The 22,983-nt window shown below is 52.3% G+C and carries 17 protein-coding genes; 9 read left to right on the top strand and 8 right to left on the bottom strand.

Annotated elements, in window-relative coordinates; genetic code table 11:
• Positions 1–89 precede the first annotated feature (89 nt).
• Entirely contained in the window at positions 90–1,523 is a 1,434-nt protein-coding gene (locus FEE96_RS13460; RefSeq protein ID WP_138163614.1) for a mannose-1-phosphate guanylyltransferase/mannose-6-phosphate isomerase, read from the bottom strand.
• Between the two features lie 280 nt (positions 1,524–1,803).
• Entirely contained in the window at positions 1,804–2,511 is a 708-nt protein-coding gene (locus FEE96_RS13455) for a sugar transferase (RefSeq protein WP_138163613.1), read from the bottom strand.
• 64 nt (positions 2,512–2,575) lie between these two features.
• On the opposite strand from FEE96_RS13455, the gene FEE96_RS13450 reads away from it, so the two are divergent.
• Entirely contained in the window at positions 2,576–3,031 is a 456-nt protein-coding gene (locus FEE96_RS13450) for a tyrosine-protein kinase family protein (protein ID WP_138163612.1), read from the top strand.
• Positions 3,032–3,338: 307 nt separating this feature from the next.
• On the opposite strand, the gene FEE96_RS13445 is transcribed toward FEE96_RS13450, so the two are convergent.
• The gene (locus FEE96_RS13445; protein WP_138163611.1) at positions 3,339–4,505 is read right to left on the bottom strand and encodes a nucleotide sugar dehydrogenase; all 1,167 of its coding nucleotides are present in this window, start codon (positions 4,503–4,505) and stop codon (positions 3,339–3,341) included.
• Positions 4,506–5,210: 705 nt separating this feature from the next.
• Here FEE96_RS13445 and tviB point away from each other — a divergent pair.
• The 5 genes from tviB (at position 5,211) to FEE96_RS13420 (ending at position 11,263) form a co-directional block, all read left to right on the top strand.
• Positions 5,211–6,485: a Vi polysaccharide biosynthesis UDP-N-acetylglucosamine C-6 dehydrogenase TviB gene (gene tviB / locus FEE96_RS13440; RefSeq protein ID WP_138163610.1), complete on the top strand. Its 1,275-nt coding sequence runs from the start codon at positions 5,211–5,213 to the stop codon at positions 6,483–6,485.
• A 106-nt stretch (positions 6,486–6,591) separates the two neighbouring features.
• The gene (gene gmd, locus FEE96_RS13435; RefSeq protein ID WP_138163609.1) at positions 6,592–7,713 is read left to right on the top strand and encodes a GDP-mannose 4,6-dehydratase; all 1,122 of its coding nucleotides are present in this window, start codon (positions 6,592–6,594) and stop codon (positions 7,711–7,713) included.
• Between the two features lie 3 nt (positions 7,714–7,716).
• Positions 7,717–8,652: a GDP-L-fucose synthase family protein gene (locus FEE96_RS13430; RefSeq protein WP_138163608.1), complete on the top strand. Its 936-nt coding sequence runs from the start codon at positions 7,717–7,719 to the stop codon at positions 8,650–8,652.
• On the top strand, positions 8,649–9,815 hold the full coding sequence (locus tag FEE96_RS13425; protein WP_138163607.1) for a DegT/DnrJ/EryC1/StrS family aminotransferase: 1,167 nt from the start codon (positions 8,649–8,651) through the stop codon (positions 9,813–9,815). The genes FEE96_RS13430 and FEE96_RS13425 overlap by 4 nt, the downstream gene beginning before the upstream one ends.
• A 14-nt stretch (positions 9,816–9,829) precedes the next feature.
• On the top strand, positions 9,830–11,263 hold the full coding sequence (locus FEE96_RS13420; RefSeq protein WP_138163606.1) for a mannose-1-phosphate guanylyltransferase/mannose-6-phosphate isomerase: 1,434 nt from the start codon (positions 9,830–9,832) through the stop codon (positions 11,261–11,263).
• A 77-nt stretch (positions 11,264–11,340) separates the two neighbouring features.
• Here the strand turns inward: FEE96_RS13420 and FEE96_RS13415 are convergent, their stop codons facing one another.
• On the bottom strand, positions 11,341–15,213 hold the full coding sequence (locus FEE96_RS13415) for a PEP/pyruvate-binding domain-containing protein (protein ID WP_138163723.1): 3,873 nt from the start codon (positions 15,211–15,213) through the stop codon (positions 11,341–11,343).
• A 421-nt stretch (positions 15,214–15,634) separates the two neighbouring features.
• On the opposite strand from FEE96_RS13415, the gene FEE96_RS13410 reads away from it, so the two are divergent.
• The gene (locus FEE96_RS13410; protein ID WP_138163605.1) at positions 15,635–16,522 is read left to right on the top strand and encodes a PhnD/SsuA/transferrin family substrate-binding protein; all 888 of its coding nucleotides are present in this window, start codon (positions 15,635–15,637) and stop codon (positions 16,520–16,522) included.
• Between the two features lie 21 nt (positions 16,523–16,543).
• A complete protein-coding gene (locus FEE96_RS13405) occupies positions 16,544–18,823 on the top strand; it encodes a response regulator (RefSeq protein ID WP_138163604.1) in 2,280 nt (759 codons plus the stop codon).
• A 19-nt stretch (positions 18,824–18,842) separates the two neighbouring features.
• Here FEE96_RS13405 and FEE96_RS13400 read toward each other — a convergent pair whose 3' ends face one another.
• The 3 genes from FEE96_RS13400 to FEE96_RS13390 are packed head-to-tail and all read right to left on the bottom strand — an operon-like array spanning position 18,843 to position 20,877.
• Positions 18,843–19,649: a metal ABC transporter permease gene (locus FEE96_RS13400; protein ID WP_138163603.1), complete on the bottom strand. Its 807-nt coding sequence runs from the start codon at positions 19,647–19,649 to the stop codon at positions 18,843–18,845.
• Positions 19,646–20,398, bottom strand: a complete 753-nt coding sequence (locus FEE96_RS13395; protein WP_138163602.1) for an ATP-binding cassette domain-containing protein — start codon at positions 20,396–20,398, stop codon at positions 19,646–19,648. The genes FEE96_RS13400 and FEE96_RS13395 overlap by 4 nt, the downstream gene beginning before the upstream one ends.
• A complete protein-coding gene (locus FEE96_RS13390) occupies positions 20,395–20,877 on the bottom strand; it encodes a transcriptional repressor (RefSeq protein ID WP_138163601.1) in 483 nt (160 codons plus the stop codon). The genes FEE96_RS13395 and FEE96_RS13390 overlap by 4 nt, the downstream gene beginning before the upstream one ends.
• 99 nt (positions 20,878–20,976) lie before the next feature.
• On the opposite strand from FEE96_RS13390, the gene FEE96_RS13385 reads away from it, so the two are divergent.
• Entirely contained in the window at positions 20,977–21,972 is a 996-nt protein-coding gene (locus FEE96_RS13385) for a zinc ABC transporter substrate-binding protein (protein ID WP_138163600.1), read from the top strand.
• Here FEE96_RS13385 and FEE96_RS13380 read toward each other — a convergent pair.
• Positions 21,969–22,967 carry a helix-turn-helix domain-containing protein gene (locus FEE96_RS13380; RefSeq protein ID WP_246079443.1) on the bottom strand — a complete coding sequence of 333 codons (999 nt, stop codon included), beginning with the start codon at positions 22,965–22,967 and terminating at the stop codon, positions 21,969–21,971. The genes FEE96_RS13385 and FEE96_RS13380 overlap by 4 nt on opposite strands.
• Positions 22,968–22,983: the final 16 nt, after the last annotated feature.

Below are 22,983 nucleotides of genomic sequence, written 5' to 3'. Positions count from 1 at the left end.
AATTTTTACCCGTGGCCGCGAAGCCTAAGTTAAGGAAAGTGTATTCAATCCATCCTCAAAGGGTCGGCTGAGTTGAAACTTTTAAGGCTTCAATTCGCTTCATCCTCTCGGCGATCATAAATATCTTCGTAGCGGATAATGTCATCTTCCCCAACGTAAGACCCGGTTTGTACTTCGATCAAAACCATCGGCACTTTGCCAGGGTTCTCCATTCGATGAACCGCACCTAGAGGAATGTAGACTGATTGGTTTTCAGTTATGAGACGCACCTTATCATCGACTGTCACGCGGGCAGTGCCCTCGACTACAATCCAATGCTCTGAACGATGGAAGTGGCTTTGTAACGAGAGCGCCGCACCGGGATGAACATGTATACGTTTAACCTGAAAGCGATCGCCAACCACTAGGCTTTCGAACCAACCCCAAGGTCGGTGGTCCTTGGGAAATTGCACTGCTTGCGTCGCGCCCTTGGCCTTTAGAGCACTGACCGCAAGTTTAACCTCCTGTGCTCGCGACATGTCGGCAACAAGTACGGCGTCGTTCATTGCCACAGCCACGATATTGTTCAGGCCGATGCCGACAATTTCTAGCCGGTCGCTATCTGAACGTAGCAGCGAGTTTTTGCATTCAATTGCAGTGGCGTCACCTGTGGTGACCACGCCCTGCTTATCAGCGTTGCTCTCCCGCCAGACCGCGTCCCAACCTCCTAGATCAGACCAGCCGCTGTCAAATGGCACGACTGACAAGTTCTTGGCGCGCTCCATGATCGCATGATCGATGGAGATGTTGTCGGTGTTAGACCAGGCATCCTTAGCCAGCCGCAGAAATCCAAGATCGGTCTGAGCTTCGTTGACAGCCTCTTCAACCGACACCAGCATTTGCGGCGCATATTCTTTGAAGGCAGCGATGATTTGAGTGGCCTTAAACAAGAAGATACCGGCATTCCAAAGGAAGTTTCCGGCCTCTAACATATCGGCGGCTTTGCGGGCATGCGGCTTTTCAACAAACCGTGCTAAGTCGACGGCCGACCCTTCACCATCTGGTGCGGCCGCCAATTCCAAGTAACCATATGCTGTCTCGGCATGGGTTGGGCTAATACCAAATGTGACGAGCTTATTCTCAGTGACTGCGGTCAGGCCTTTTTGCACGGCAGATTGAAACGCCTCGCGATCAGGAACAACGTGGTCGGACGGTGCAACCAGCATAACCGCGTCCGGGTCGCTCTTACTGATATGTAAAGCCGCAGCCAAAACAGCTGGGGCGGTGTTGCGGGGTTCTGGTTCGATCAGAATTGCACCTGGGTCGATCCCAATGGCGGCAAGTTGTTCTGTAACGATAAAGCGAAAATCAGAACTTGTCATAATCACGGGAGAAGCAAACTTTTCTCCCTGTAAGCGCTGTGCAGAGGCTTGGAACAAAGTCTCATCATTAATGAGTGGGGCAAATTGCTTTGGGTAGCTTTTACGTGAAAGAGGCCACAGCCTTGTGCCGGAACCTCCGCAGAGAATTACGGGATAAATCATATTGGCCTCAATGAACTTAAGAGAGTTGAATATGCTCTGTGGTGAGAGCACTACTTTATAGATTTTTGGTCGTTTCCTCAGCCCAAGGGAGAGAAGTTTTTAAGAGATTCTAGCCAAATGGAGCATGATTACCTACTGAAAAAGGACTTTTCGTAGTGCCCGTGCTGACCACCTGCATGCCAGATAAAAGCGAAAGCATCACTGGCTTATTGACGGAACATGGTCAGCAATGAGCTATGGAAGCTTGATCCCATGTGGCTGACACCCTGATTCAACAGTGCTATTTTCCTGTTCGGTCTAGTACTGCCATGCCGGTACGAAGGATCAATTCGGCATCAAATTTTAAAGACCCACGAAGACTATAGTCGACGTCCATCGCTACTCGCTCATCATAGCTCACGTCATTGCGCCCTGAGACTTGCCATGGACCTGTAATCCCAGGTTTTAGACTAAGATAGACGTTTGCCGAAATGCCATATTTAGCAAGTTCTGCACGCACGATTGGGCGTGGGCCAACAAAACTCATCTCGCCCTTCAGCACGTTCCAGATTTGCGGTAACTCATCCAAGCTGGTTTTACGCAGGAAATCACCAACACGAGTAATACGCGGATCGTTTGTCAGCTTGTGGTCGCGTTCCCATTCGGCAGCGGCGGCAGGGTTGTCGGTGAGATAGGCCTGCAACCGCTCTTCAGCGCCATGCACCATGGTGCGAACTTTCCAGCATTTGAAAACACGACCGTTTTGCCCAATGCGACTATGGCCGAAAAAGCTGGGGCCTCCGTCGCGTCGGACTAGAAGTGCGAGGATAGCTACAACTGGTGCGATGACTGGCAAAAGAACTAGAGCCAGAACAAGGTCAAAGAAGCGCTTTCCACCTTTGGCATAGAGGCTTTTGTTTGTATCTGTCTGGACATCGGCCGACACGTCCACAACAGCACTTTCACTTGCTCGGACGTATGCCCAAGCGGGGAAACGGACCCTACTCATTGATGCTGATTTACGTAATCCCAACATCCAGAAATTTCTAGGTGAAAAGCCTGCATATGGCTTGATGGACTACTTGATGAATGGCGGGGCTGTAAAAGTCGATGAAGTCTCCAAAGACAAACAATCCAAGGGAAGCCAAGACCCTGTTGAAGAGTTCTATGTCTTGGATCCGATCAGTAAACTGGGGCTTATCCTCGGCAGCCACAGAGCGAACACTCCGACAGATGCACCCCTGCAGGGTAAAGTGTTTCACGATTTGATAGCTGAATCCCGGGCTACATTTGATGTTGTGGTTATCGACTCTGCGCCCTTACTCCCTGTTGTCGATACACGATACATCGCACCACTGGCAGATGTTGCTGTTTTATGCGTCCGCTTTGGCGAAACGAGCCAGATGGAGCTTAGAGCAGCGTACCACCATTTGGCGGGCGCACTAAGGCCAGAAACCAACTTGGTTAGCACTCTGAATTTCTATGAGGGCAGCCAACAAGGGTACAAATACGGCGGATACTACAGCTAATACACGCATACCTGGTAGGTAGCTGAAAACCCAAAAACGGGTCAATATCAGGATCTACTGGGTATAGCTGGTATCGATTGTTCAAGTCACTTAACGCAGCCCTGCTGAATGACTTAGCCGTACACGAATTATGCATGATGGTTTGGTCAAGAGATGACTTTTGAGGACGGTAAGCAACAGTGAGTGCCGTCTGATTTCTTGTACGGGCTTACGAAGATTGAGACCGGTAGAAAAATCACCTGCAATGTTTTGACTAATAATATCTAAATGCAGCTCTTCAACTCTTGAATTGCAGCTTGAAAAATCATCAATCCGCTCCAAACAGATCCCGAGTAAACACTTTACCTTCGACATCGTGCATTTCATCAGTAAGACGATTTGCGACGATAATATCAGCTTCATTTTTAAAAACGCTGAGGTCACGTATAACCCGGGATCCGAAAAACTCGTTATCATCCATCACAGGTTCATAGATTACGACTTCAATACCCTTGGCCTTAAGTCGCTTCATGATGCCCTGAATTGATGACTGTCTGAAGTTGTCCGAGCCTGCTTTCATAACAAGACGATACACACCTACAACATTGGGCTTTTTTGCAATGATCTGGTCAGCAAGGAAATCCTTGCGTGTGCGGTTGGCGTCGACGATGGCGCGGATAAGGTTTTGTGGAACATCAGAGTAATTGGCTAACAGTTGTTTGGTGTCTTTTGGCAGGCAATAGCCACCATAGCCAAATGACGGATTATTGTAGTGTGTCCCAATGCGCGGATCCAGACCGATGCCTTCAATGATCTGTCGGCTATCCATACCGCCAGCCATGGAATAGCTGTCGAGTTCATTAAAAAACGCGACGCGCATGGCCAGGAAAGTGTTGGCAAATAGCTTAATCGCTTCGGCTTCATCAGGGTCAGTATAGAGAACGGATATGTCCGATTTTACCGCCCCTTCCATTAGGAGATTGGCAAATATCTTCGCGCGTTCAGAAATCTCACCTACTACGATCCGGCTAGGGTGCAAGTTATCATACAATGCACGACCCTCGCGCAGAAATTCGGGCGAGAAAATAACCTGATTGGTGTCGAGTTCTTTTCGGATGCGGTTAATGAATCCCACAGGTATTGTTGATTTGACCACAATCGTTGCGTTTTCGTTGACACTTAAAACCGCTCTGATCACATTTTCAACACTTGATGTGTCGAAGAAATCTGTGGACGGGTCATAGTTTGTGGGCGTTGCCACAATCACAAAGTCTGCGCTTTTGAACGCAGTGAGGCCATCTGTTGTGGCAGAAAGAGAAAGGGGCTTATTGGCCAGAAAGTCTTCGAGTTCTGCGTCAACTATCGGGCAGCGACGACTGTTAACCATGTCCACCCGCTCACTCGAAACATCGATCGCAGTCACTTCGTGATTCTGGGCGAGCAATACTGCGTTCGACAACCCTACATAACCTATACCGGCAACAGAAATTTTCATGGATTATCCCTTTTTGCGCTGTCTGCGCCAATAAAATTATTCACGGCAAAAATCAAAATAAGCAGCAGTTTCTATAAGTTGCGGTGTGCTTGGCAATTCAAAGCGGATCTTCGGAGGGCGCCTGGCGAGACAAATGTTGCAGGTGCCAAACTTGTTGAATGCCGCGTATAAACTAGAAGTGTTTTGTCCGTTCTAGCGTCAGAAGGCGTAGGTTGGTGAAAAAAACCGCGTGGGAAAGTCCAATGAGATGTTCCGGAAAATTCACTCAATTTAGCGGAAGCGTCCATACCTTTACCTCAGACCTTAAAACTCATTAGCAATGCACTTTCATTAGGGAGCCCCAAAGAAGTTACCACAACAACCAAAGAATCAAGTAGGCTGTTCCGTGCCTTTTAGAGGCAAAACCGCCTTAAGAAAACCAGCAAAGGGTTGGGGCGTTGTGATTGTTAAGCGATTGGGCCGTGCAGGCTCCCCTCTACGGGTCAAACTTGTGCAGCCAACGATTGGTTGCAGATAGATCTACCTCGATACCCTGTTCCGATGCTCCCTTTAGGAGACCAAATTGCTCCAAATATCGAAGTTAAACCTGAGTAACGCAGCAGACCTGGATATTGTGTTGGTGTCCTGATGGTTGCAGTGACACTCCGTGACTTATAGGAGAGGCAATGGGTGAGAGTCTTACGAGACATCAGGAGTAGGCTATAGATGAGCAATGCGGTGGATCGGATCTGTGTGATTGGCTTGGGCTATGTCGGTTTACCGCTGGCTGTTGAGTTCGGCAAACACCGCGAGGTGGTGGGATTTGATATTAATCAGGATCGCATCGACCAGCTTCGCCAGGGACAGGATTTGACCCGCGAGATTGAACCGGATGAAATGGGTCTGGCCCAGCACCTGAGCTTTACTAGCGATACCGCTGAAATCGCGACTTGTTCCATCTACATTGTCACCGTACCAACCCCGATTGATACCAGTCGCCGCCCTGACCTGGGACCCCTGGAGCGCGCATCGCAGCTGGTGGGTCGGGTTCTGGCGCCGGGTGATATCGTTATCTACGAATCCACCGTTTACCCCGGCGCCACCGAAGAGGAATGCGTACCTATTCTTGAAGCTCGCTCTGGGTTGACCTTTAACCGGGATTTTTATGTGGGCTATAGCCCTGAGCGGATCAACCCAGGTGACAAAACACATCGTTTGACCACTATAGTTAAGGTGACATCAGGCTCGACTCCGGAAACAGCCGACCAGGTGGACGCACTTTACCGCGAGATTATCACTGCCGGCACTTACCGCGCCGAGAGCATCCAGGTCGCCGAGGCGGCCAAGGTGATCGAGAACAGCCAACGAGACATAAACATAGCGTTGATCAACGAACTTGCGAAAATCTTTAACCGGCTGAATATCGATACAGAGGCGGTGTTGCGGGCCGCAGGAAGCAAGTGGAACTTCTTGCCGTTTCGCCCCGGGTTGGTCGGTGGTCACTGTATCGGTGTTGATCCCTATTACCTAACTCATAAAGCTGAGCAGGTTGGATATCACCCTGAAATCCTGTTGGCAGGACGGCGGCTAAACGACGGAATGGGAGCCTACGTGGCTCAGCAGATGATCAAGGCCATGCTGAAACGCCGCATTCAGGTGGTGGATGCACGGGTTTTGGTGATGGGGCTGACTTTCAAAGAGAACTGCCCCGATTTGCGCAATACACGAGTGATTGATGTGGTGCGTGGGTTAGAAGACTTTGGTGTTCAGGTTGATGTGTCTGATCCAAATGTTGCACCAGCGGATGCCCGCACTGAGTTTAATCTGGAACTGGTTGAGGCGCCACAGCAAGGGGCCTATGATGGGATCGTTCTGGCAGTAGCGCATGACGAATTCCATACCATGGGAGAGGCTCAAATCCGAACGTTGGGCAAACCGGGGGCCGTGGTCTATGATTTGAAGTATGTTCTTCCTGCCGATCACAGTGACTTACGGCTTTGATCTGCAAGAGCTTGGTAACCTGCTATTGTTCAGCAAACGAGTAGCTGGAAGCGCTACGATAACTAAACATGGCGAAATAGCCGAAAAAAATATGATTGGCACGTGAATGACTAAGACAGCACTTATCACCGGCGTGACCGGTCAGGACGGTTCATATCTGGCAGAATTTTTGTTGGAAAAAGGCTATGAAGTCCATGGCATCAAGCGGCGAGCCTCGTCATTTAACACCCAACGAGTGGACCATATTTTTGAGGACCCGCATACGGATAGCGCTCGGTTCAAGCTACATTACGGTGATCTTAGCGACAGTTCAAACCTGACTCGGATTCTACAAGAAGTGCAGCCGGACGAAGTCTATAATCTTGGCGCGCAAAGTCATGTTGCGGTTAGTTTTGATTCACCAGAATACACAGCGGATGTGGATGCCATGGGCACGCTGCGGCTCCTCGAGGCTATCCGCTTTTTGGGGTTAGAGAAGAAGAGCCGTTTCTACCAGGCTTCAACTTCGGAGCTTTACGGATTGGTACAGGAAACGCCCCAAACCGAGACCACGCCGTTTCACCCGCGCAGTCCTTATGCAGTGGCCAAAATGTATGCCTATTGGATTACGGTGAACTACCGCGAGGCCTACGGCCTGTATGCCTGCAACGGAATCTTGTTCAATCACGAGAGCCCGCGACGTGGTGAGACCTTTGTCACGCGCAAAATCACCCGTGGACTGGCCAATATTGCGCAGGGGTTGGAGCCTTGTCTGTATATGGGCAATATCGACGCGCTTCGCGACTGGGGCCATGCCAAAGATTATGTGCGCATGCAGTGGATGATGCTGCAACAAGATGAGCCTGAAGATTTTGTCATTGCCACTGGTGTACAATATTCGGTGCGTCAGTTCATCGAATGGTCTGCTGCAGAGTTGGGGATCAAAGTCCGTTTCGAAGGCTCTGGCCTAGACGAGGTTGCTGTTGTCGACAGCATTAGCGGTGATGAGGCACCAGCCCTGAAAGAAGGTGATGTGATCTTGCGTATTGATCCCCGGTATTTCCGCCCCGCCGAGGTGGAAACCCTGCTGGGCGATCCGGCCAAAGCCAAAGCGAAACTAGGCTGGACGCCCGAGATTACTGTGCAGGAAATGTGTGCAGAGATGGTTCGTACGGATCTGAAATCCGCGCAGCGTGCCCGCGTTTTGAAAGATCACGGGTATGACGAACCCGTTGCGCGCGAGGATTAATCCATGGGCACTAAGGGCACTTTGCTCCTGACCGGCGGAGGTGGTTTGGTTGGGCAGAATATTCAAGAGCATGCTTCGGCTGCAGATTGGTCGATCTTAGCGCCACGCAGCGGTGAACTTGACCTGACCGATGCGGGTGCCGTTGATGCCTATTTGGGACAACACAAACCGGATCTGGTGGTTCATGCCGCTGGCCGGGTTGGCGGCATTCAGGCCAATATGGCAAATCCAGTGGCGTTTCTGGATGAAAACACCGCAATGGGCCGTAACATCATTATGGGCGCACATCGTAATGGGGTGCGTAAGTTTCTGAACTTGGCCTCGACCTGCATGTACCCCCGTGCAGCAGAAAATCCACTGCGCGAAGACATGGTGCTGACCGGAGAGCTGGAACCTACCAACGAAGGTTATGCCATTGCGAAAATTCTGGCGATGCGCCTGTGTGACTACATTCGTCGTGAAGATGCCGGTGCTCACTACAAGACATTGATCCCATGCAACCTGTATGGGCGGCATGACAAATTTGACCCCAAACATTCGCATCTGGTACCTGCCATTATCCACAAGGTGCACGAGGCCCGGAAGAATGGCGAAGCCACCGTTGAAATCTGGGGGGATGGTACTGCACGGCGTGAATTTATGTATGCCGGCGATCTGGCCGATGCGGTCTTGCGGGCGGCTGATGACATCGAGAACTTGCCTGACAACATGAACACTGGCTTGGGCCACGATCATTCTATCAACGACTATTATGCTGTTGTGGCAGACGTTATCGGTTGGGATGGTGAGTTTACCCATGATCTGAGCAAACCGGTCGGCATGAAGCAGAAGCTCTGCTCGACTGAACGTCAGACTCAATGGGGCTGGCAGGCCCCGACATCCTTGCGCGACGGAATCGCGCAGACTTATCGTTATTATCTGGAAAGCTTTGCGACATGAGCCCTAAGTACCCTCTTGCTACTTCGTCCTGGGATCAGGCTGAATATGATGCTCTGCAACGGGTGATCGACAGTGATATGTTTTCTATGGGTCCGGAAGTGCGGGCCTTTGAGGAGCAGTTCGCCAAACAATTTGGTAGCAAATTTGCTGTGATGGTGAATTCGGGCTCCTCCGCCAACTTGCTGATGACGGCGGCGCTGTGCTTTACTAAGAACCCAGATCTAAAGCTGGAACGCGGCGACGAAATCATCGTGCCCGCAGTCAGCTGGTCGACCACCTATTACCCCTTGGGCCAATATGGTCTGAAGATGCAGTTTGTGGACATCGATCTGGCTACTCTGAACTACGATCTGGATGCACTTGCCGAGGCCGTGACCGACAAAACACGGGCGATCATGGTCGTGAACCTGTTGGGCAATCCAAATGACTTTGATGCAATTGATCGCATCATTGCCGGCCGCGAAATTGTCGTGATGGAAGACAACTGCGAATCCATGGGTGCTACATTCAACGACAAAGAATGCGGTACCTTTGGCGCAGTCGGCAGTTACTCGGCGTTTTTCTCGCACCATATCTCGACCATGGAAGGCGGGATTGTGGTGACTGATGACGAAGAGCTGTACCACGTGATGCTAAGTCTGCGCGCCCATGGTTGGACCCGTAACCTGCCCAAGTTCAATCACGTGACAGGTGAAAAGTCGGATGACCCGTTTGAAGAAAGCTTCCGATTTGTGCTGCCGGGTTACAACCTACGACCGCTGGAAATGTCAGGCGCCTTGGGCATTGAACAGCTGAAAAAGCTTCCGGATCTGGTCAAAGGTCGCCGCGCCAATGGAGCAATGCTGCAGGCCAAGTTAGGCAATCACCCAAAGTTCATCATTCAGCGCGAAATAGGCAACAGCAGTTGGTTTGGATTTTCGTTGGTGTTGCGCCCTGATCTGGGCTTAAAGCGCGCCGACTTTGTCAAAAAGCTAACAGAAGCCGGCTTTGAATGTCGCCCGATTGTGGCCGGAAATTTTGCTAAAAACGAAGTGATGAAATACTTTGATTATGACATCCATGGCGAGCTGAAAAACGCTGACTATATAGATGAATTCGGATTGTTTGTTGGCAATCATCATTATGCTACCCCCGAGGCAATTGATGCGTTGGCAGCGCTGTAACGAGGTATATCAACGTGGCAACATCAACCATCACCCCTGTTCTCCTTTGTGGCGGTTCCGGGACCCGGCTTTGGCCGCTGTCTCGTAAAAGCTATCCCAAGCAGTTTTCACCGCTGCTTGGCGATACCACTCTTTTTCAGGCGTCTGCGCAGCGGCTGTCAGGTGCAGGCTATGCAGCGCCTTTGGTGCTGACCAATTCTGACTTCCGTTTTATTGTTACGGAGCAGTTGTCGGAAGTTGGAATTGATCCCGGCGCTATTTTGATCGAACCCGAAGGTCGCAACACAGCACCTGCGGTACTGGCCGCGGCGTTACATTTGCAAAAATCCGACCCAGATGGGCTGATGTTGGTGGCCCCGTCGGATCATGTAGTGCCTGATGCCTCCGCTTTCCGGGCCGCAGTTGAGGCCGGTGTGACAGCGGCACAAGACGGGCAGTTGGTCACTTTTGGTATCAAACCCACCCATGCTGAAACGGGCTATGGTTATCTGGAACTGGATGGGGATGCAGGCGATTTTTCTCCACGCCCAATTGGGTTAAAGCAGTTTGTCGAAAAGCCAGATGCCAAAACCGCCAAAGAGATGCTGGCTGCGGGTAACTACTTGTGGAACGCAGGAATTTTCCTGTTTTCGGTCAAGAGTATTGTCGCGGCTTTTCAAGCCCATGCACCAGATCTGATGCCGGCTGTGCAAGCGGCGGTGAAACAGGGCTTACCTGATTTGGGGTTCTTGCGTCTTGATCCTCAGGCCTGGAGCGGAGCCGATGATATTTCGATCGACTATGCCGTGATGGAGCAGGCTGAGAACTTAACAGTGGTTCCCTTTGCTGCTGGCTGGTCCGATCTGGGCGGCTGGGATGCTGTTTGGCGCGAGGCAGGGCCAGACGCAGACGGTGTGGTGGCGCAGGGAGCGGCAACGGCGATTGATTGCGAAGGCAGCCTGTTGAGGTCCGAAGATGCAGGGCTGGAAGTGGTCGGCATCGGTCTGAAGAACATTATTACAGTTGCGATGCCGGATGCTGTTCTGGTGGCGGATGCCAGCCGGACCCAGGACGTGAAACTGGCGGTTGCTGCGCTGAAGGCAAAACAAGCCAACCAAGCCACGGCATTCCCAAAAGATCACCGGCCATGGGGTTGGTTCGAAAGTCTGGTTGTGGGAGACCGGTTTCAGGTGAAGCGCATCGTGGTCCACCCCGGTGCAGCGTTGAGCCTGCAAAGCCATCACCATCGCTCGGAACACTGGATCGTGGTCGAAGGGACGGCCAAGGTTACGGTGGACGACGATGTAAAACTGGTGACTGAAAACCAGTCGGTTTACATTCCACTAGGTGCGGTACACCGAATGGAAAACCCGGGCAAAGTGCCAATGGTATTGATCGAAGTTCAGACCGGTAGTTATCTGGGTGAGGATGACATCATTCGCTATGAGGATGTCTATGCCCGCAGCTGATAGAGAGTTGCACTAACTCACTTATACTAATGCCACGCAACAGGTGTTTCCTTGGTGCGTGGCATTTTTGGGTGAGTTCAGGCCGAGACAACTTTGAGTTCTGTCAGCGGGGCACGCTCAATGGTGCCGTTGTCAGAAACGGTGATCCGGGTACCACTGTCAATCTGATCCAGCGCTTTGCAGCCCACCAACATCAGGATGTCCTTTTCACGAGCGACAATTGCCATGTGGCTAAGCCAGCCACCGACCTCGGACAACACTGCACCTGATCTTTGCACCCAAGGCAACCAGGCTGGATTGATCATCCGGCAGACCAAAATGTCACCGTCGCGGAAACCATCAAAAAGGGCAGGGTCAGTGGAACTGTCATCTTCGATCCACAATACCCGGCCAGTGGAGGCACCACTGCCAGCGACACAGGTCCCGCCAAGTGTGCCATCACTGCTTTGAGCCAGTTTTCCGAGTGACAACATTTCGCAATCACGCAGAGTCAGGCTGACTTCTGTCGGAGCTGACTTTTTGCTCAATGCAGCCTTATCTTTACGTGTCATTGCCATTTGGCGGAGCTGTGCGGGTTGGCTCCAGTCGCCCATAAGCAACTCGTCAAAGCTCAGGTAGAAAACAAGATCTTCCAGTCTGCTGACCCGGCCAAGTGCGAGGGCAGCGCGACGAATTTCGGCAACCACCCGCAGTGCTTCGTGTTTCGCCTGTTCTTTGAGATCCTGAAAGGCCAAAGCCCGTTCCAACACCGTGCTGAGCTCACCGGGCAGGTTAGCTGGCAGTTGAGATGCGCGTGGTTTTGCGATTTCAGTGTCAGCATCCGAGCTGTCCAGCAGCGACCACAACAGACTTGGCGCTTCGATATAGCGCGGTGTGCTAAGTTCGTAGTCAAAGATTGACCGATGCCCCATCAGTTGCAGCGCCCGGGTCTGCGCCGACTTACCTTTGCAGCTTGCAATCAGGCTGGTTGGAGCATTGGGCAGCTCTGCCTGCATCAAATGGGTCCGCAATGTGGGATCCTCCTGTGCGGCAGCGCTGGCCTCACCCATGGTGAAACCTGCCAGAATATTGATTTTCTCGGCCTCTACATAGATGTCCAGCACCAGCATTTTCTGCAACAGATCAATGGTTTCAACCAGCTTGGGTAAGGGCAGGGCGGTATAGTCCACCGCCTGCCAAAGTGCCAGTTTCTGGGTCAGGTCGGGAATGGTTTCAGCGCGGAATTGGGTGATCAGCGGGTCCGCGATTTTGCGCAGCTGTTTGGCCTTGGACGAACTAAGGTTCAGCGTCATGCTTTGCTTCAGCGCAACATCCACATAGGTTTTTCCAAACAGGTTGACCAAATGGCCATCCGGACCTTCGGGCAGGCCATAGGGAACACCCAATTCACGGCAGGCCAGATCAACGCTGCCACCCGGCGACCACAGACGTCCCATCAACGAAAAGGACAGAGGGGTCGGGCGAGGCAGGACTTCGGACATTTCATCCTGCTCAAGTATGATCTGGTCCGGTTCGGCACCAGCAAAGCGGTCCAATACGTTCCGCCATTCGCTCAACCGGATCTGTTCCTGTTCGCTGCCCAAATTCAATGTTGTGATGTCGCGGCTTTGCACAATTTGGAACTGTCCATTCGCATAGGCCCATTCGACATCTTGCGGACAGCCAAAGGTGTCTTCGATCTGACGGCCCAATTCCAACAGAGGGGCCATATCCAAAGTTTGGTCCTGCTCCGTATCCGCTGCCAAGCGGGTGTAGCGGCCAAATCGCAGCGAGGTTGGGGTGACACGACCGGAAACCAGATCCTCGCCACAACCTTCGACCCATTCAATCATGACCATTCCGGGTGCGGTGGGATCCTGGGTGAACATCACGCCCGCATACTCTGCCTCCACCATTTCCTGCACCAGAATATTGCCGGCGTTTTCATCCGTAGCCTCAAAATCATAGCTGGCGGCGCGTTCAGAGGTGAAGCTGTCCACCACGGTCTGTAGCGCGCTTTGCATAGTCAGAGCACTAACGTCCAAAACGGATTCAAAAACCCCGGCAAAGCTTTGGTCTGCACCATCTTCGTTGCTGGCCGAACTGCGAACGGCGCATGGTTTTTGCCCCGCCAGTTGCCAAATCTTCGCGGCAAAGGCCCCTTTCTGAGCAAGTGTCATCTGGCGGTAGTCCTGAATTGCGTCAGCTCGGACCACCACTCCACCAGGAACCGGCAAACCTGCATTTTTGAGAACTGACAAACGCAACGCCTTGTTTCCCGAGGTTTTCAGCTCTTCTGTATAACCCATGGGGATCACACCACGTGGCAAACGACGCAGGGCACGGGCATGGCGGTGTATAGTCAGTGTGTTGCGCAACTGAGCAAACATTCCCGTGACATAGGCTCGCTGCACAAGCAGCAAGGCGAGACTGCAACAAAGATAGGCATTGGCCGCAGCGCTGAGCGAAAACACCATGGCAAACAGGGCCGGTAGGCCGAGACCCAGCCAGACCAATGTCTGACGCCGGGTTTTGGCCACGGCCCATATCAAATAGATGCCGCCCAAGGCAGTAAACAGGATAGGCATAAGGAATGTTGGATCGGGCAGGCCCAGGTCAGTCACCCAAAGAAAGGAGACTTTCAGGGATGCACTGGCCTCTTGCGCGGCTGAAACACCTATCATCATCACCGGCAGGAACAGCAGGGCGGTTAAGTTGCGCAGTGGCGTGAGCCCCTTGTCAGCGTAAAAGGCCTGTATCGCGCGTCCTTTGCGCACTGGATCATCGGCTAACTGTGTTTTGATGGCCGATAGTTCATCGGCAGTTTGGCTGGTGGTGATCTGATCGCGTTCGGATTTCAACGCTACTGGCAGTACCAATAGGCGTGTCGCCAACGACAGTGCGAACAGACCTAATAGAATATGGCTTTGACCGTGAACCCATAGCAAACCTGTTGCAACTGCGGAAATCATCTTGGTCCACAGTCCTGTCTGTTGCTCACCTAGCCAATCCTGGATATGCGGCTTTGGCGCAGGCGGAATAAAAAATTCCCACGGGAGGGTGTAGCGGCCGCGAAAGTCGATTCCTTTTTGGGCGAGTTCCAAACCCAAAACCTGGCCCATGAAGCAACTGCGACGGTCATAACAAGCTGCTATGGTTGGCTTACTACTATCCAAAGCACTTATGCGCTGCATCAGGTCATCGGTTGTCAATTTTCGGATCGGTATGTTAATTGCGCCGGGCAAGTGACCACTGGCAAAATCGCCTGGATAGCGTGTGTCAACGATTTGCAGGTCTTCGGTATCTAGCAGCGATTTGAAATCATCTGTATTCAGTAAAGTATCCTTATTGGGGTATTCTGGAATGGCGCGCAAATCGGATAGGGTCTTTACCTCTGCATCACTAAAGTCGCGACCCTCAACGATCCACTTTTCAATGCCGCCAGCAATGAAAGAGCAGTTAATTCCCTGTGCGGCTAGCCTCTCGCATGTTTCCGAGCTGCGATTTCCATTATGACAGAACAAGACTACGGATTGGTCGGCGCTGATGGGGCGCGACTGTAGAAAATCTGGGAAACGAATGTGGGTGGCACCGGGCAGCGTGCCCATGGCGTTCTCACCTGTTTCACGGATGTCGTAAAATAGTGTGTCGCCATCGTTCAACAATTCTGCGGCATGTGTGGTTGAGATGGCCAGAGGGTGATTGCCTTGCCGGGAAAAGCTCGTTTCTTTGAGGGTATTATCTTGGATCGTAGTGCCGTCGAATTGCGCGGGACGCACCAGCGTGGCCTGTAGTCGCTTCAACTCATCAGTTTTATTATTGTTATATTGCAAATAATTAACATAGCTAAGCGCAAGAACTATGAAACCCAGCGCCGCAATCAGCCGCACTGGATAGCGTGCTACTGTTGTCCCTTTTTTTGACGCGAAACCCAGTTTTCGGGCGATTAAGGCCCCCACTCCGGAAACCATCGCGATGCCAACTGCAAAAATTTGACCCAGCGAAGAAACCGAGCCAATCACCAGTTCAGGTGACGGGATTGCATTAGCAGGCGCAGGCAACAATACAACGGCTGTTACCAGGGCTAGCAAAGGTCGTGCTACATTGGTGATCCTGTGCTGGATCTGAGCGCAAATTTCATTTTTCACGTGTCTGTATGTTGGGCGGATTCGCGCCAACCCCTAAAATTTTTATTAAGATGTCATGAAAGCGTCACAAATCTTACCGTTTGGTTAACTGTTCGGTAAAAAGCCTGCTTTACCGTAAAAAAAGACGAGCCGGCTAGTGGCCGGTTAACCTAATCTTTTGACCAATGTGACCAATATGTGCGTGGGAACGAGCCTGTAGGAGTACAGGAATTAAAACCTGAGGTGGTTTAGAATGAATTGTGCAATGTTGTGTTTACGAGTGATCGACGGCTACATACCCAAACCGCAAATCGCGGCCAAAATTGGGGCCATAACTTTGGCTGCGTGCCTGTGGGTGCTACCTATAGAAGCAAAGGCAGATGTGACGCTGACTTTTGGTACCTATGCTGCCGACAAGCCTACAGAAACCGTTCGAAAATATCGTCCATTCCTGTCCTTTCTGGCTGAACGGATGAGTGAAGAACTGGGCGAACCAGTGACCATCAAGATGAAGATCGCCAAAGAGTATGAAGCCGGTATTGAGCAACTGGCCAGCGGTGATGTGGATTTTGCTCGATTTGGTCCCGCATCTTATGTGCATGTTGTGAACAAAAATTCAGACGTTCAGATGGTTGCAATGGAATCAAAGAAGGGCGGCAAGCGTTTTAAGGGTGTAATTGTTGTTCACGCAGACAGCGACATTCAGTCTCTGGCACAGCTAAGGGGACACAGTTTTGCCTTTGGCAACGAATTGTCGACTATTGGCCGCTATCTCGCACAAGCTGAATTGCTCGACGCGGGGGTTGGTAGTGGAGACCTGCAGGATTTTTCCTACTTGGGTCGCCATGACCTGGTTGGGGAAGCCGTGGGGGCAGGGCGCTTTAGCGCTGGTGCACTCAAGGAAAGCACCTACAAAAAATTGGTTGCCAAAGGGGTTCCTATTCGCGTTTTGGTATCGTTCGACAATGTAACCAAACCCTGGTTGGCCGGATCAGACGTGCCACCCAACATTGTAGCGGCGATGCGCCGGGTGATGTTGTCATCCGAGAACGAAGACATTGTACAGCAGATTGCCAAAAATGGATTTTTGGAAGGCTCGGACTCGGATTATGACCTTGTCCGCAGTGCAATGGAGAAAAGTCAATTATTTTAATGACCTCGAAGGCCATCCCAGATGAAGCGTTCCGGTATTCTATTTCAAATTGTTGTTTCAATGGCTCTGGCGGCGGCATTGGTCGCCTGGGTTGTTGGTGATCTTGCACGCCGATACGAGACACAGCGACTGACACAACAACTGTCTGAGCAGGCTGACCTAACTGTTTCTTTGCTGAGCGGTTTGATGATTGACGCTATAATCGTCGAAGACGTACCGGTGCTGGAAACCGGGCTGAACGAAGCCATTAAGCGTAAACCGCAAATTCTGGGAATCCAGATACTAGCGGAAGACAGAAGTGTCATTGCTGAGGCCAATGCTACGCAAGGTCCAGAGACATGGACTTACGTGATGTATGAGCGTCCAGTCGAATGGGATGGCGTTGTGTTTGCCCATATGATTGTCAAATGGTCAATCAGCGAAGGTCAGGCCATGGTGCAGGAGAAGGTACATCAGACAATCTGGTGGACTGTCTTGACCGTCGCTGCCTTGTCATCTCTGGTATTGTACTTAACCCATTTGTTGGCGATGCGACCTTTGCAAATGATACACCAACGGATGTCAGACGCTATCTCTGGTCTTAAACGGCCAACCCTGCATTTGCCCTGGTTTGCCTCTCGGGAATTCTGGGCACTGAACTTTTCTGTTGGAGTGATGGAAGACACCTTTGTTGAAAGGGACGAACGAGAGTTTGCATTGGAGCAGGCACGGGAAGCCGCAGACATTGCTAATGGGGCAAAATCTGAATTCCTTGCTAACATGTCACATGAAATCCGAACCCCGATGAATGGGGTAATTGGTATGGCAGAGTTGATCCTTGAAACTGATCTGGATGAAGATCAGACAATGTATGCCGAGACAATTGCCAAATCGGGCTCTGCGCTGCTCACAATCATCAATGATATCCTCAACTTCTCCAAGATTGAGGCGGGCAAGATGGAGCTGGATTGTGAAACGTTCAATCTGCAGACAGCGATGGAGGATATCGTAACATTGCTGTCACCGACGGCGGCAGAAAAGAACGTCGAAATTACACTGCGCTATGATCCAGATTTGCCGACAGTGTTTGAGGGCGATGTGGGGCGTATTCGTCAGGTGGTGACCAATATCGCTGGGAACGCGGTCAAGTTCACTTTGGAAGGGTATGTCTTTATCGATGTCTCTGGTAGCTTTGAGGCTGACCTTTGTGATCTTAAAATTTCGGTGACCGACACTGGTATTGGTATTCCAAACGATAAGATCGATCATATCTTTAACGCCTTTGAACAGGTGGATGGCGCCGCTACACGGAATTTTGAGGGCTCAGGGCTTGGGTTGGCGATCTCCACTCGTCTCCTCCGGTTGATGGGGGGTGACATTTCGGCGCGTTCAGATCCTGGCGTGGGGTCCGTTTTCTCGATGGATCTACCGTTGCAGATCAGCGCAGGAAGATGTGAACCTGTGTTGCACAATCAGGTTAACTTGAATGGTCTGAAGGTTCTGGTCGTAGATGACCTGGAACTGAACCGAACCATCCTGTTTGAGCGGCTGTCGACCTGGGGTATGCACTGCACACTGGCTGGTTCAGGGGCCGAGGCTTTGGCAGCTCTAGCCGCGGCAAGATTGCATGGCGAGACTTTCGATCTTGTTGTGCAAGACTACCAGATGCCAGGAATGGATGGCCTTGAGCTTGCAGAGCGGATCCGCGCAATCCCCGAACATGTTGAATTGCCTTTGGTCATATTGTCGTCGGTCGAGCAGTCTCTGGATGCGAAAACACGCATTGCTTTGGGCGTGTGCGAACTTGCTCTGAAACCGGTTCGATCAGCGCAGCTACATAGTGTGATTAGCCGATCGTTACGTCCTGGGCGAGCCCTTGTCAGCGCACGTAGTTCGCCCGAGGTTCAAGTGGCAATGGAAGGCACACTCCGCGTGCTCTTGGCCGAAGATAACAAAACCAATCAGCTGGTGGTCCGCAAAATGCTAAAAGATGCCCCAGTTGAAATCTGTATTGCAGCCAATGGGGTCGAGGCGGTGGAGATGTACTGTGAAACCGGGCCTGATGTCGTGCTGATGGATATGATGATGCCGGAAATGGATGGGCTTGAAGCCACCATGGTCATTCGAGAATACGAGGAGGCAAACGGTGTAGGTCACTGCCCAATCATAGCTTTGACCGCGAATGCCATGCCCGCAGACAAAGACAGATGTCTGCAGGCCGGCATGGACGGTTTCCTGAGCAAACCAATCAACAAGAAAGCGCTGTGGGGCGCCATTGAGGAGAGTTCACGCCGACATAAGGTCGTGCGGACCGGAAGCTGATGCACAGGTAGATGTGGGGTTAGATCCGGTTGCCGCGGAAGAACAGGCTGGTCAAGCTGGACAGAGCAAACATTACCGCGGCGAGGCAGACGATGGTTGGCCCGGTTGGCGTGTCGAGCGCAAAAGCCAACTGTAGCCCACCCAGAGCAGACAATCCTCCTATAGCGGCAGCGATGAGCGCCATACGCTCTGGCGTGGATGCAAAAGGACGTGAGGTGGCAGCTGGGATGATCAGCATTGCGGCGATGAGCAAAACCCCGACCACTTTAATGGCAACCGCAACAACCAGAGCCAGAGCGATGGTCAGGACCAGTTGCTCGCGACGTGGGTCGATGCCTGCAGCATAGGCCAAATCAGGGTTGAGTGTCGCCGTCAGCAGGGCTGACCAGCGCCACCACAGCAGCGCCAATACCAAGAGAGCACCGCCCCAGATCACCGCCAGATCCAGCCGCCCCACCGCTAGAATATCACCAAACAGATAGGCCATCAGATCGATACGCACGCCCTGCAGGAATGACACTGCGACCAGACCAAAGGCCAGCGCAGAATGGGCCAGAACACCTAACAGGGTATCCATCGCGTATCCCCGATTGCTGAGGGTCGAAACTGTGGTGGCCATCAGCAAAGACACCACCAACACGCCAGTAAAGATAGAGGTTTGAAAACTGAGCGCCAGCGCGACCCCCAGAATTGATGCATGAGCTGTTGCATCGCCAAAATAGGCCATCCGGCGCCAAACCACAAAACAACCCAAGGGCGCCGCGGCAATGGCTACGCCAAGCCCAGCCAACGCAGCGCGGATCAAAAAACTGTCGAGCAGGGTCATTGCGCGGCCTCGTGGTCATGGTGTTCGTGGGTGCAATCTTGATCATGCGAATGGTTGTGTTCATGCCGGTACAAGGCCAATGCCCCTTGGGTCCCAGAGCCAAACAGAGCCCGGTATTCAGGGGCTGAGGCAACCTGCTCCGGTTCCCCTTCGCAACAGACATGGCCGTTCAAGCAGATCACCCGGTCCGAGGCAGCCATCACAACATGTAATTCGTGGCTGACCATCAAGACAGCACAGCCAAGATGTTGCCGTACCGTTTCAATCTGTTGATAAAAGGCGGCGGACCCAGGCTGATCCAACCCTTGGGTCGCTTCATCCAGAATCAACAGCTGAGGATCGCACAACAACGCGCGTGCCAGCAACACGCGTTGAAACTGGCCACCCGACAGCCCTGCCATTTGTTGATTTGCCAATCGGCCTGCGCCTGCTTGTTCCAGGGCCTGTGTTGCAGCTGCATTGGTAACACGCAAAGGCAGGCTCAGAAACCGGCGCACGGTCAGTGGCAGGGTGGGGTCTATATGCAATTTTTGTGGGACATACCCAACCCGCAGCCCACTGGCGCGGGCTACTTGCCCAGAACTGGGCTGCAGAGCACCGATAATAGCCCGCAGCAAAGTGGATTTTCCGGATCCATTTGGCCCAACTACGGTAACAATCTCTCCAGCTTGAATGTTGAAATTCACTCCGGTCAGCACCGGGTTCCCACCATGGTGGATAGTTAGATTGGTCAGGGTAACAAGGCTCATGCCGAGGCCTGCTGTTGGCATTTAGGGCACAGGCCCTCGGCCTCAACCACGCTGCATTCAATTTGAAAACCAACATCGCGAGCCAATTGCCCCAGCTGGCCTTTGTCCAGGTCAGTATGTGTTTCGGCCACGGCACTACATTCACGACAAATCATGAATACCGGAGTGTGGCTTTGACCAGGGTGCGAGCAGGCTATAAAGGCATTTAGCCGCTCAATTTTGTGGGCAAACCCATGCTTGACCAAGAAATCCAATGCCCGATATGCGACGGGCGGCTGCGAACCCATTCCCTCTTCGCGCAGACGATCCAGAATTTCATAAGCGCCAAGCGACTGATGTTCCTGCAATAAAATTTCCAACACGCGGCGTCGCACTGGCGTCAGTTGCAACCCTTCTGCCTTGCAGTGTTTGTCAACCACAGCAACACAGTCATTGATACAACTGGAATGGTCGTGGGTTTCAAAGCCAATAGTTCCCATCCGACATTTCCCCGCTTGGCCAGATCATTTAGCGCTTGATATGTTATAGTATGACAATTAACAAGCCGCGTAATGTTATAAAATCACATGAGGTCGCTGATGTTAAAAACAACTGCTTTTGTCACGTTATCCGGACTGATTCTAACCGGGGTAGCGCAGGCGGATGTACCACGAGTGGCTACTGACATCGCGCCTGTTCACGGACTAGTTGCGCGCGTGATGCAGGGTGTCGGGTCGCCAGATTTAGTGGTGCAACCAGGCGCCTCTCCACACGGATATTCGATGCGTCCTTCCGAAGCCCTGGCATTGAACCAAGCAGATTTTGTGTTTTTGATGGGAGAGGCTCTGACACCTTGGCTTGAGGGATCGTTAGAAACTCTGGCCGCAGAGGCACACGTTATCGAATTGCTGCATGTCGAAGGGACAACAACGCTGGCATTTCGGACCGGTGCGCGTTTTGCTGGTCACGAGGAAGAAGGTGATGAGCACGGCCATGAGGAAGAAGAACATCATGAAGCTGAGCACGAAGACGAGCATGAGAAGGAAAGTGGCCACGATGAGGAACACGACGGGCATGATCACGAAGGTGTTGATCCACATGCCTGGCTAGCCCCGGAAAATGGCAAGCTCTGGTTGGGCCTGATTGCGGATGAACTGGCGCAGTTTGATCCAGAAAATGCGAACTCCTATTTAAAAAATGCGGCTGAAGGTCAGGCAGAGATCGAGGCCGTTGTGATCAAAATCAACGCTGCGCTTGATCCGCTGCGCGGTGGTGGCTTTGTGGTGTTTCACGATGCCTATCAGTATTTTGAGACCAGCTTCGGCCTGTCTGCTTTGGGGGCCATCTCGCTAAGTGATGCGTCGTCACCTAGCCCGTCGCGGATTACTGAAGTTCGCGACACGGTGGCTGAACTGGGGGCAACTTGTGTCTTTTCAGAACCGCAATTTAACCAGGGACTGGTTGCGACTGTATTGGATGGGACCAACGCAAAAACGGCTGTGATTGATCCCATGGGAACTGCCTTGCCACTGGGACCGCAGTTCTATCCTTCGCTTTTGCTAGATCTGGGTAACAGAATGGCAGGCTGTCACTAATTGTATGCGGGCAGGGCGGTTGGCGTCTTGCCCGCAAAGGACTGCTGGCGCAGGGTTTGCGGGCTGGTGCCATAACCCTTTTTGAACCAGTGCCGTAGGTTGGTGCGCGAACCAAAACCTGTGGCCACCACAATTTCAGCCAGCGGCAGATCTGTATGAACGAGCAACTGGTGCGCACGTTCAACCCGCAGCATGCGGTAGGCGGCCAGCGGAGTAGTGTCCGTTTTATCCTGAAACCGTCGCTCCAATTTTCGAGTTGAAACACCAACCTGCGCTGCCAATTCGCGGATCTGCTTTGGATCTTCCAGGTTGTCCTGCATCAATTGTAATGTGGTGGCGATCAGAGTGTCACCGCAGGCCCGCTGGCGCAGGTGCAGCGAGACCTTACTTACTTCATGTTTTGAGCTGTCAGAGAGGCCTAAGTATTGGCCTAGCGCGTTGGCAATCTGTTGGCCGTGATCGTCACGGATCAGCCTTAATAGTAGGCGTAACGCCGCAAAGGGGCTGCTGGCGCTATTGACGATTCCTGCCGATGCCACATGTTGCCCCGGGTCGCTGGCGACCAATTGCTCTTCGACGGCGGCGGCTGCAAAATTGGGATGGATGGCAAGAGGCGAAGTCTTTAGTTGCCCCACCACGCGGGGCAGGAATACGGCGCCGCCGACCAAAACCACTCGGGCCGCCAACCGCAACAGTTGTCGCAACCGGCTGCGCTGTGCTGGGCTAACCTGCCAGCGGGATTGGATGTCGCCTAAGAAAATCACGGTGCGACGTTGCCACAGCTGCGGGTCTTCGGGCAGGGGAGACAAAAGACTGCGTAAAGTCACCCGGTAATGCTGTGCTGGGATCAGATCATTGGCGGCATCAAACAGATCTCGAAACATTTGCGCCCCCGATGCCGCGGCACCTTCAGGCAGAATGATTTCAATGTCATGGACCGCGTTGGGCCCTGACTGTTTGTTGGCGCAAAAGGGGGCAGCAGTCTGACTGTTCATGGCTGGCTCCTACTGC

Source organism: Parasedimentitalea maritima (genome assembly GCF_005771405.1).
GTDB lineage: Bacteria > Pseudomonadota > Alphaproteobacteria > Rhodobacterales > Rhodobacteraceae > Parasedimentitalea > Parasedimentitalea maritima.
Note: the sequence above shows the minus strand (reverse complement) of the source record. Positions and strands in the feature narration are given on the sequence as shown.

What these genes read in the sequence shown, in the direction of transcription:
- FEE96_RS13390 (WP_138163601.1), bottom strand. Translation starts at nt 20,877, where the DNA reads ATGGGAACTATTGGCTTTGAAACCCACGACCATTCCAGTTGTATCAAT.
- FEE96_RS13430 (WP_138163608.1), top strand. Translation starts at nt 7,717, where the DNA reads ATGGGCACTAAGGGCACTTTGCTCCTGACCGGCGGAGGTGGTTTGGTT.
- FEE96_RS13450 (WP_138163612.1), top strand. Translation starts at nt 2,576, where the DNA reads ATGGACTACTTGATGAATGGCGGGGCTGTAAAAGTCGATGAAGTCTCC.
- FEE96_RS13380 (WP_246079443.1), bottom strand. Translation starts at nt 22,967, where the DNA reads ATGAACAGTCAGACTGCTGCCCCCTTTTGCGCCAACAAACAGTCAGGG.
- FEE96_RS13400 (WP_138163603.1), bottom strand. Translation starts at nt 19,649, where the DNA reads ATGACCCTGCTCGACAGTTTTTTGATCCGCGCTGCGTTGGCTGGGCTT.
- FEE96_RS13455 (WP_138163613.1), bottom strand. Translation starts at nt 2,511, where the DNA reads ATGAGTAGGGTCCGTTTCCCCGCTTGGGCATACGTCCGAGCAAGTGAA.
- FEE96_RS13395 (WP_138163602.1), bottom strand. Translation starts at nt 20,398, where the DNA reads ATGAGCCTTGTTACCCTGACCAATCTAACTATCCACCATGGTGGGAAC.
- FEE96_RS13415 (WP_138163723.1), bottom strand. Translation starts at nt 15,213, where the DNA reads ATGGTTTCCGGAGTGGGGGCCTTAATCGCCCGAAAACTGGGTTTCGCG.
- FEE96_RS13405 (WP_138163604.1), top strand. Translation starts at nt 16,544, where the DNA reads ATGAAGCGTTCCGGTATTCTATTTCAAATTGTTGTTTCAATGGCTCTG.
- tviB (WP_138163610.1), top strand. Translation starts at nt 5,211, where the DNA reads ATGAGCAATGCGGTGGATCGGATCTGTGTGATTGGCTTGGGCTATGTC.
- FEE96_RS13410 (WP_138163605.1), top strand. Translation starts at nt 15,635, where the DNA reads ATGTTGTGTTTACGAGTGATCGACGGCTACATACCCAAACCGCAAATC.
- FEE96_RS13425 (WP_138163607.1), top strand. Translation starts at nt 8,649, where the DNA reads ATGAGCCCTAAGTACCCTCTTGCTACTTCGTCCTGGGATCAGGCTGAA.
- FEE96_RS13385 (WP_138163600.1), top strand. Translation starts at nt 20,977, where the DNA reads ATGTTAAAAACAACTGCTTTTGTCACGTTATCCGGACTGATTCTAACC.
- FEE96_RS13445 (WP_138163611.1), bottom strand. Translation starts at nt 4,505, where the DNA reads ATGAAAATTTCTGTTGCCGGTATAGGTTATGTAGGGTTGTCGAACGCA.
- gmd (WP_138163609.1), top strand. Translation starts at nt 6,592, where the DNA reads ATGACTAAGACAGCACTTATCACCGGCGTGACCGGTCAGGACGGTTCA.
- FEE96_RS13460 (WP_138163614.1), bottom strand. Translation starts at nt 1,523, where the DNA reads ATGATTTATCCCGTAATTCTCTGCGGAGGTTCCGGCACAAGGCTGTGG.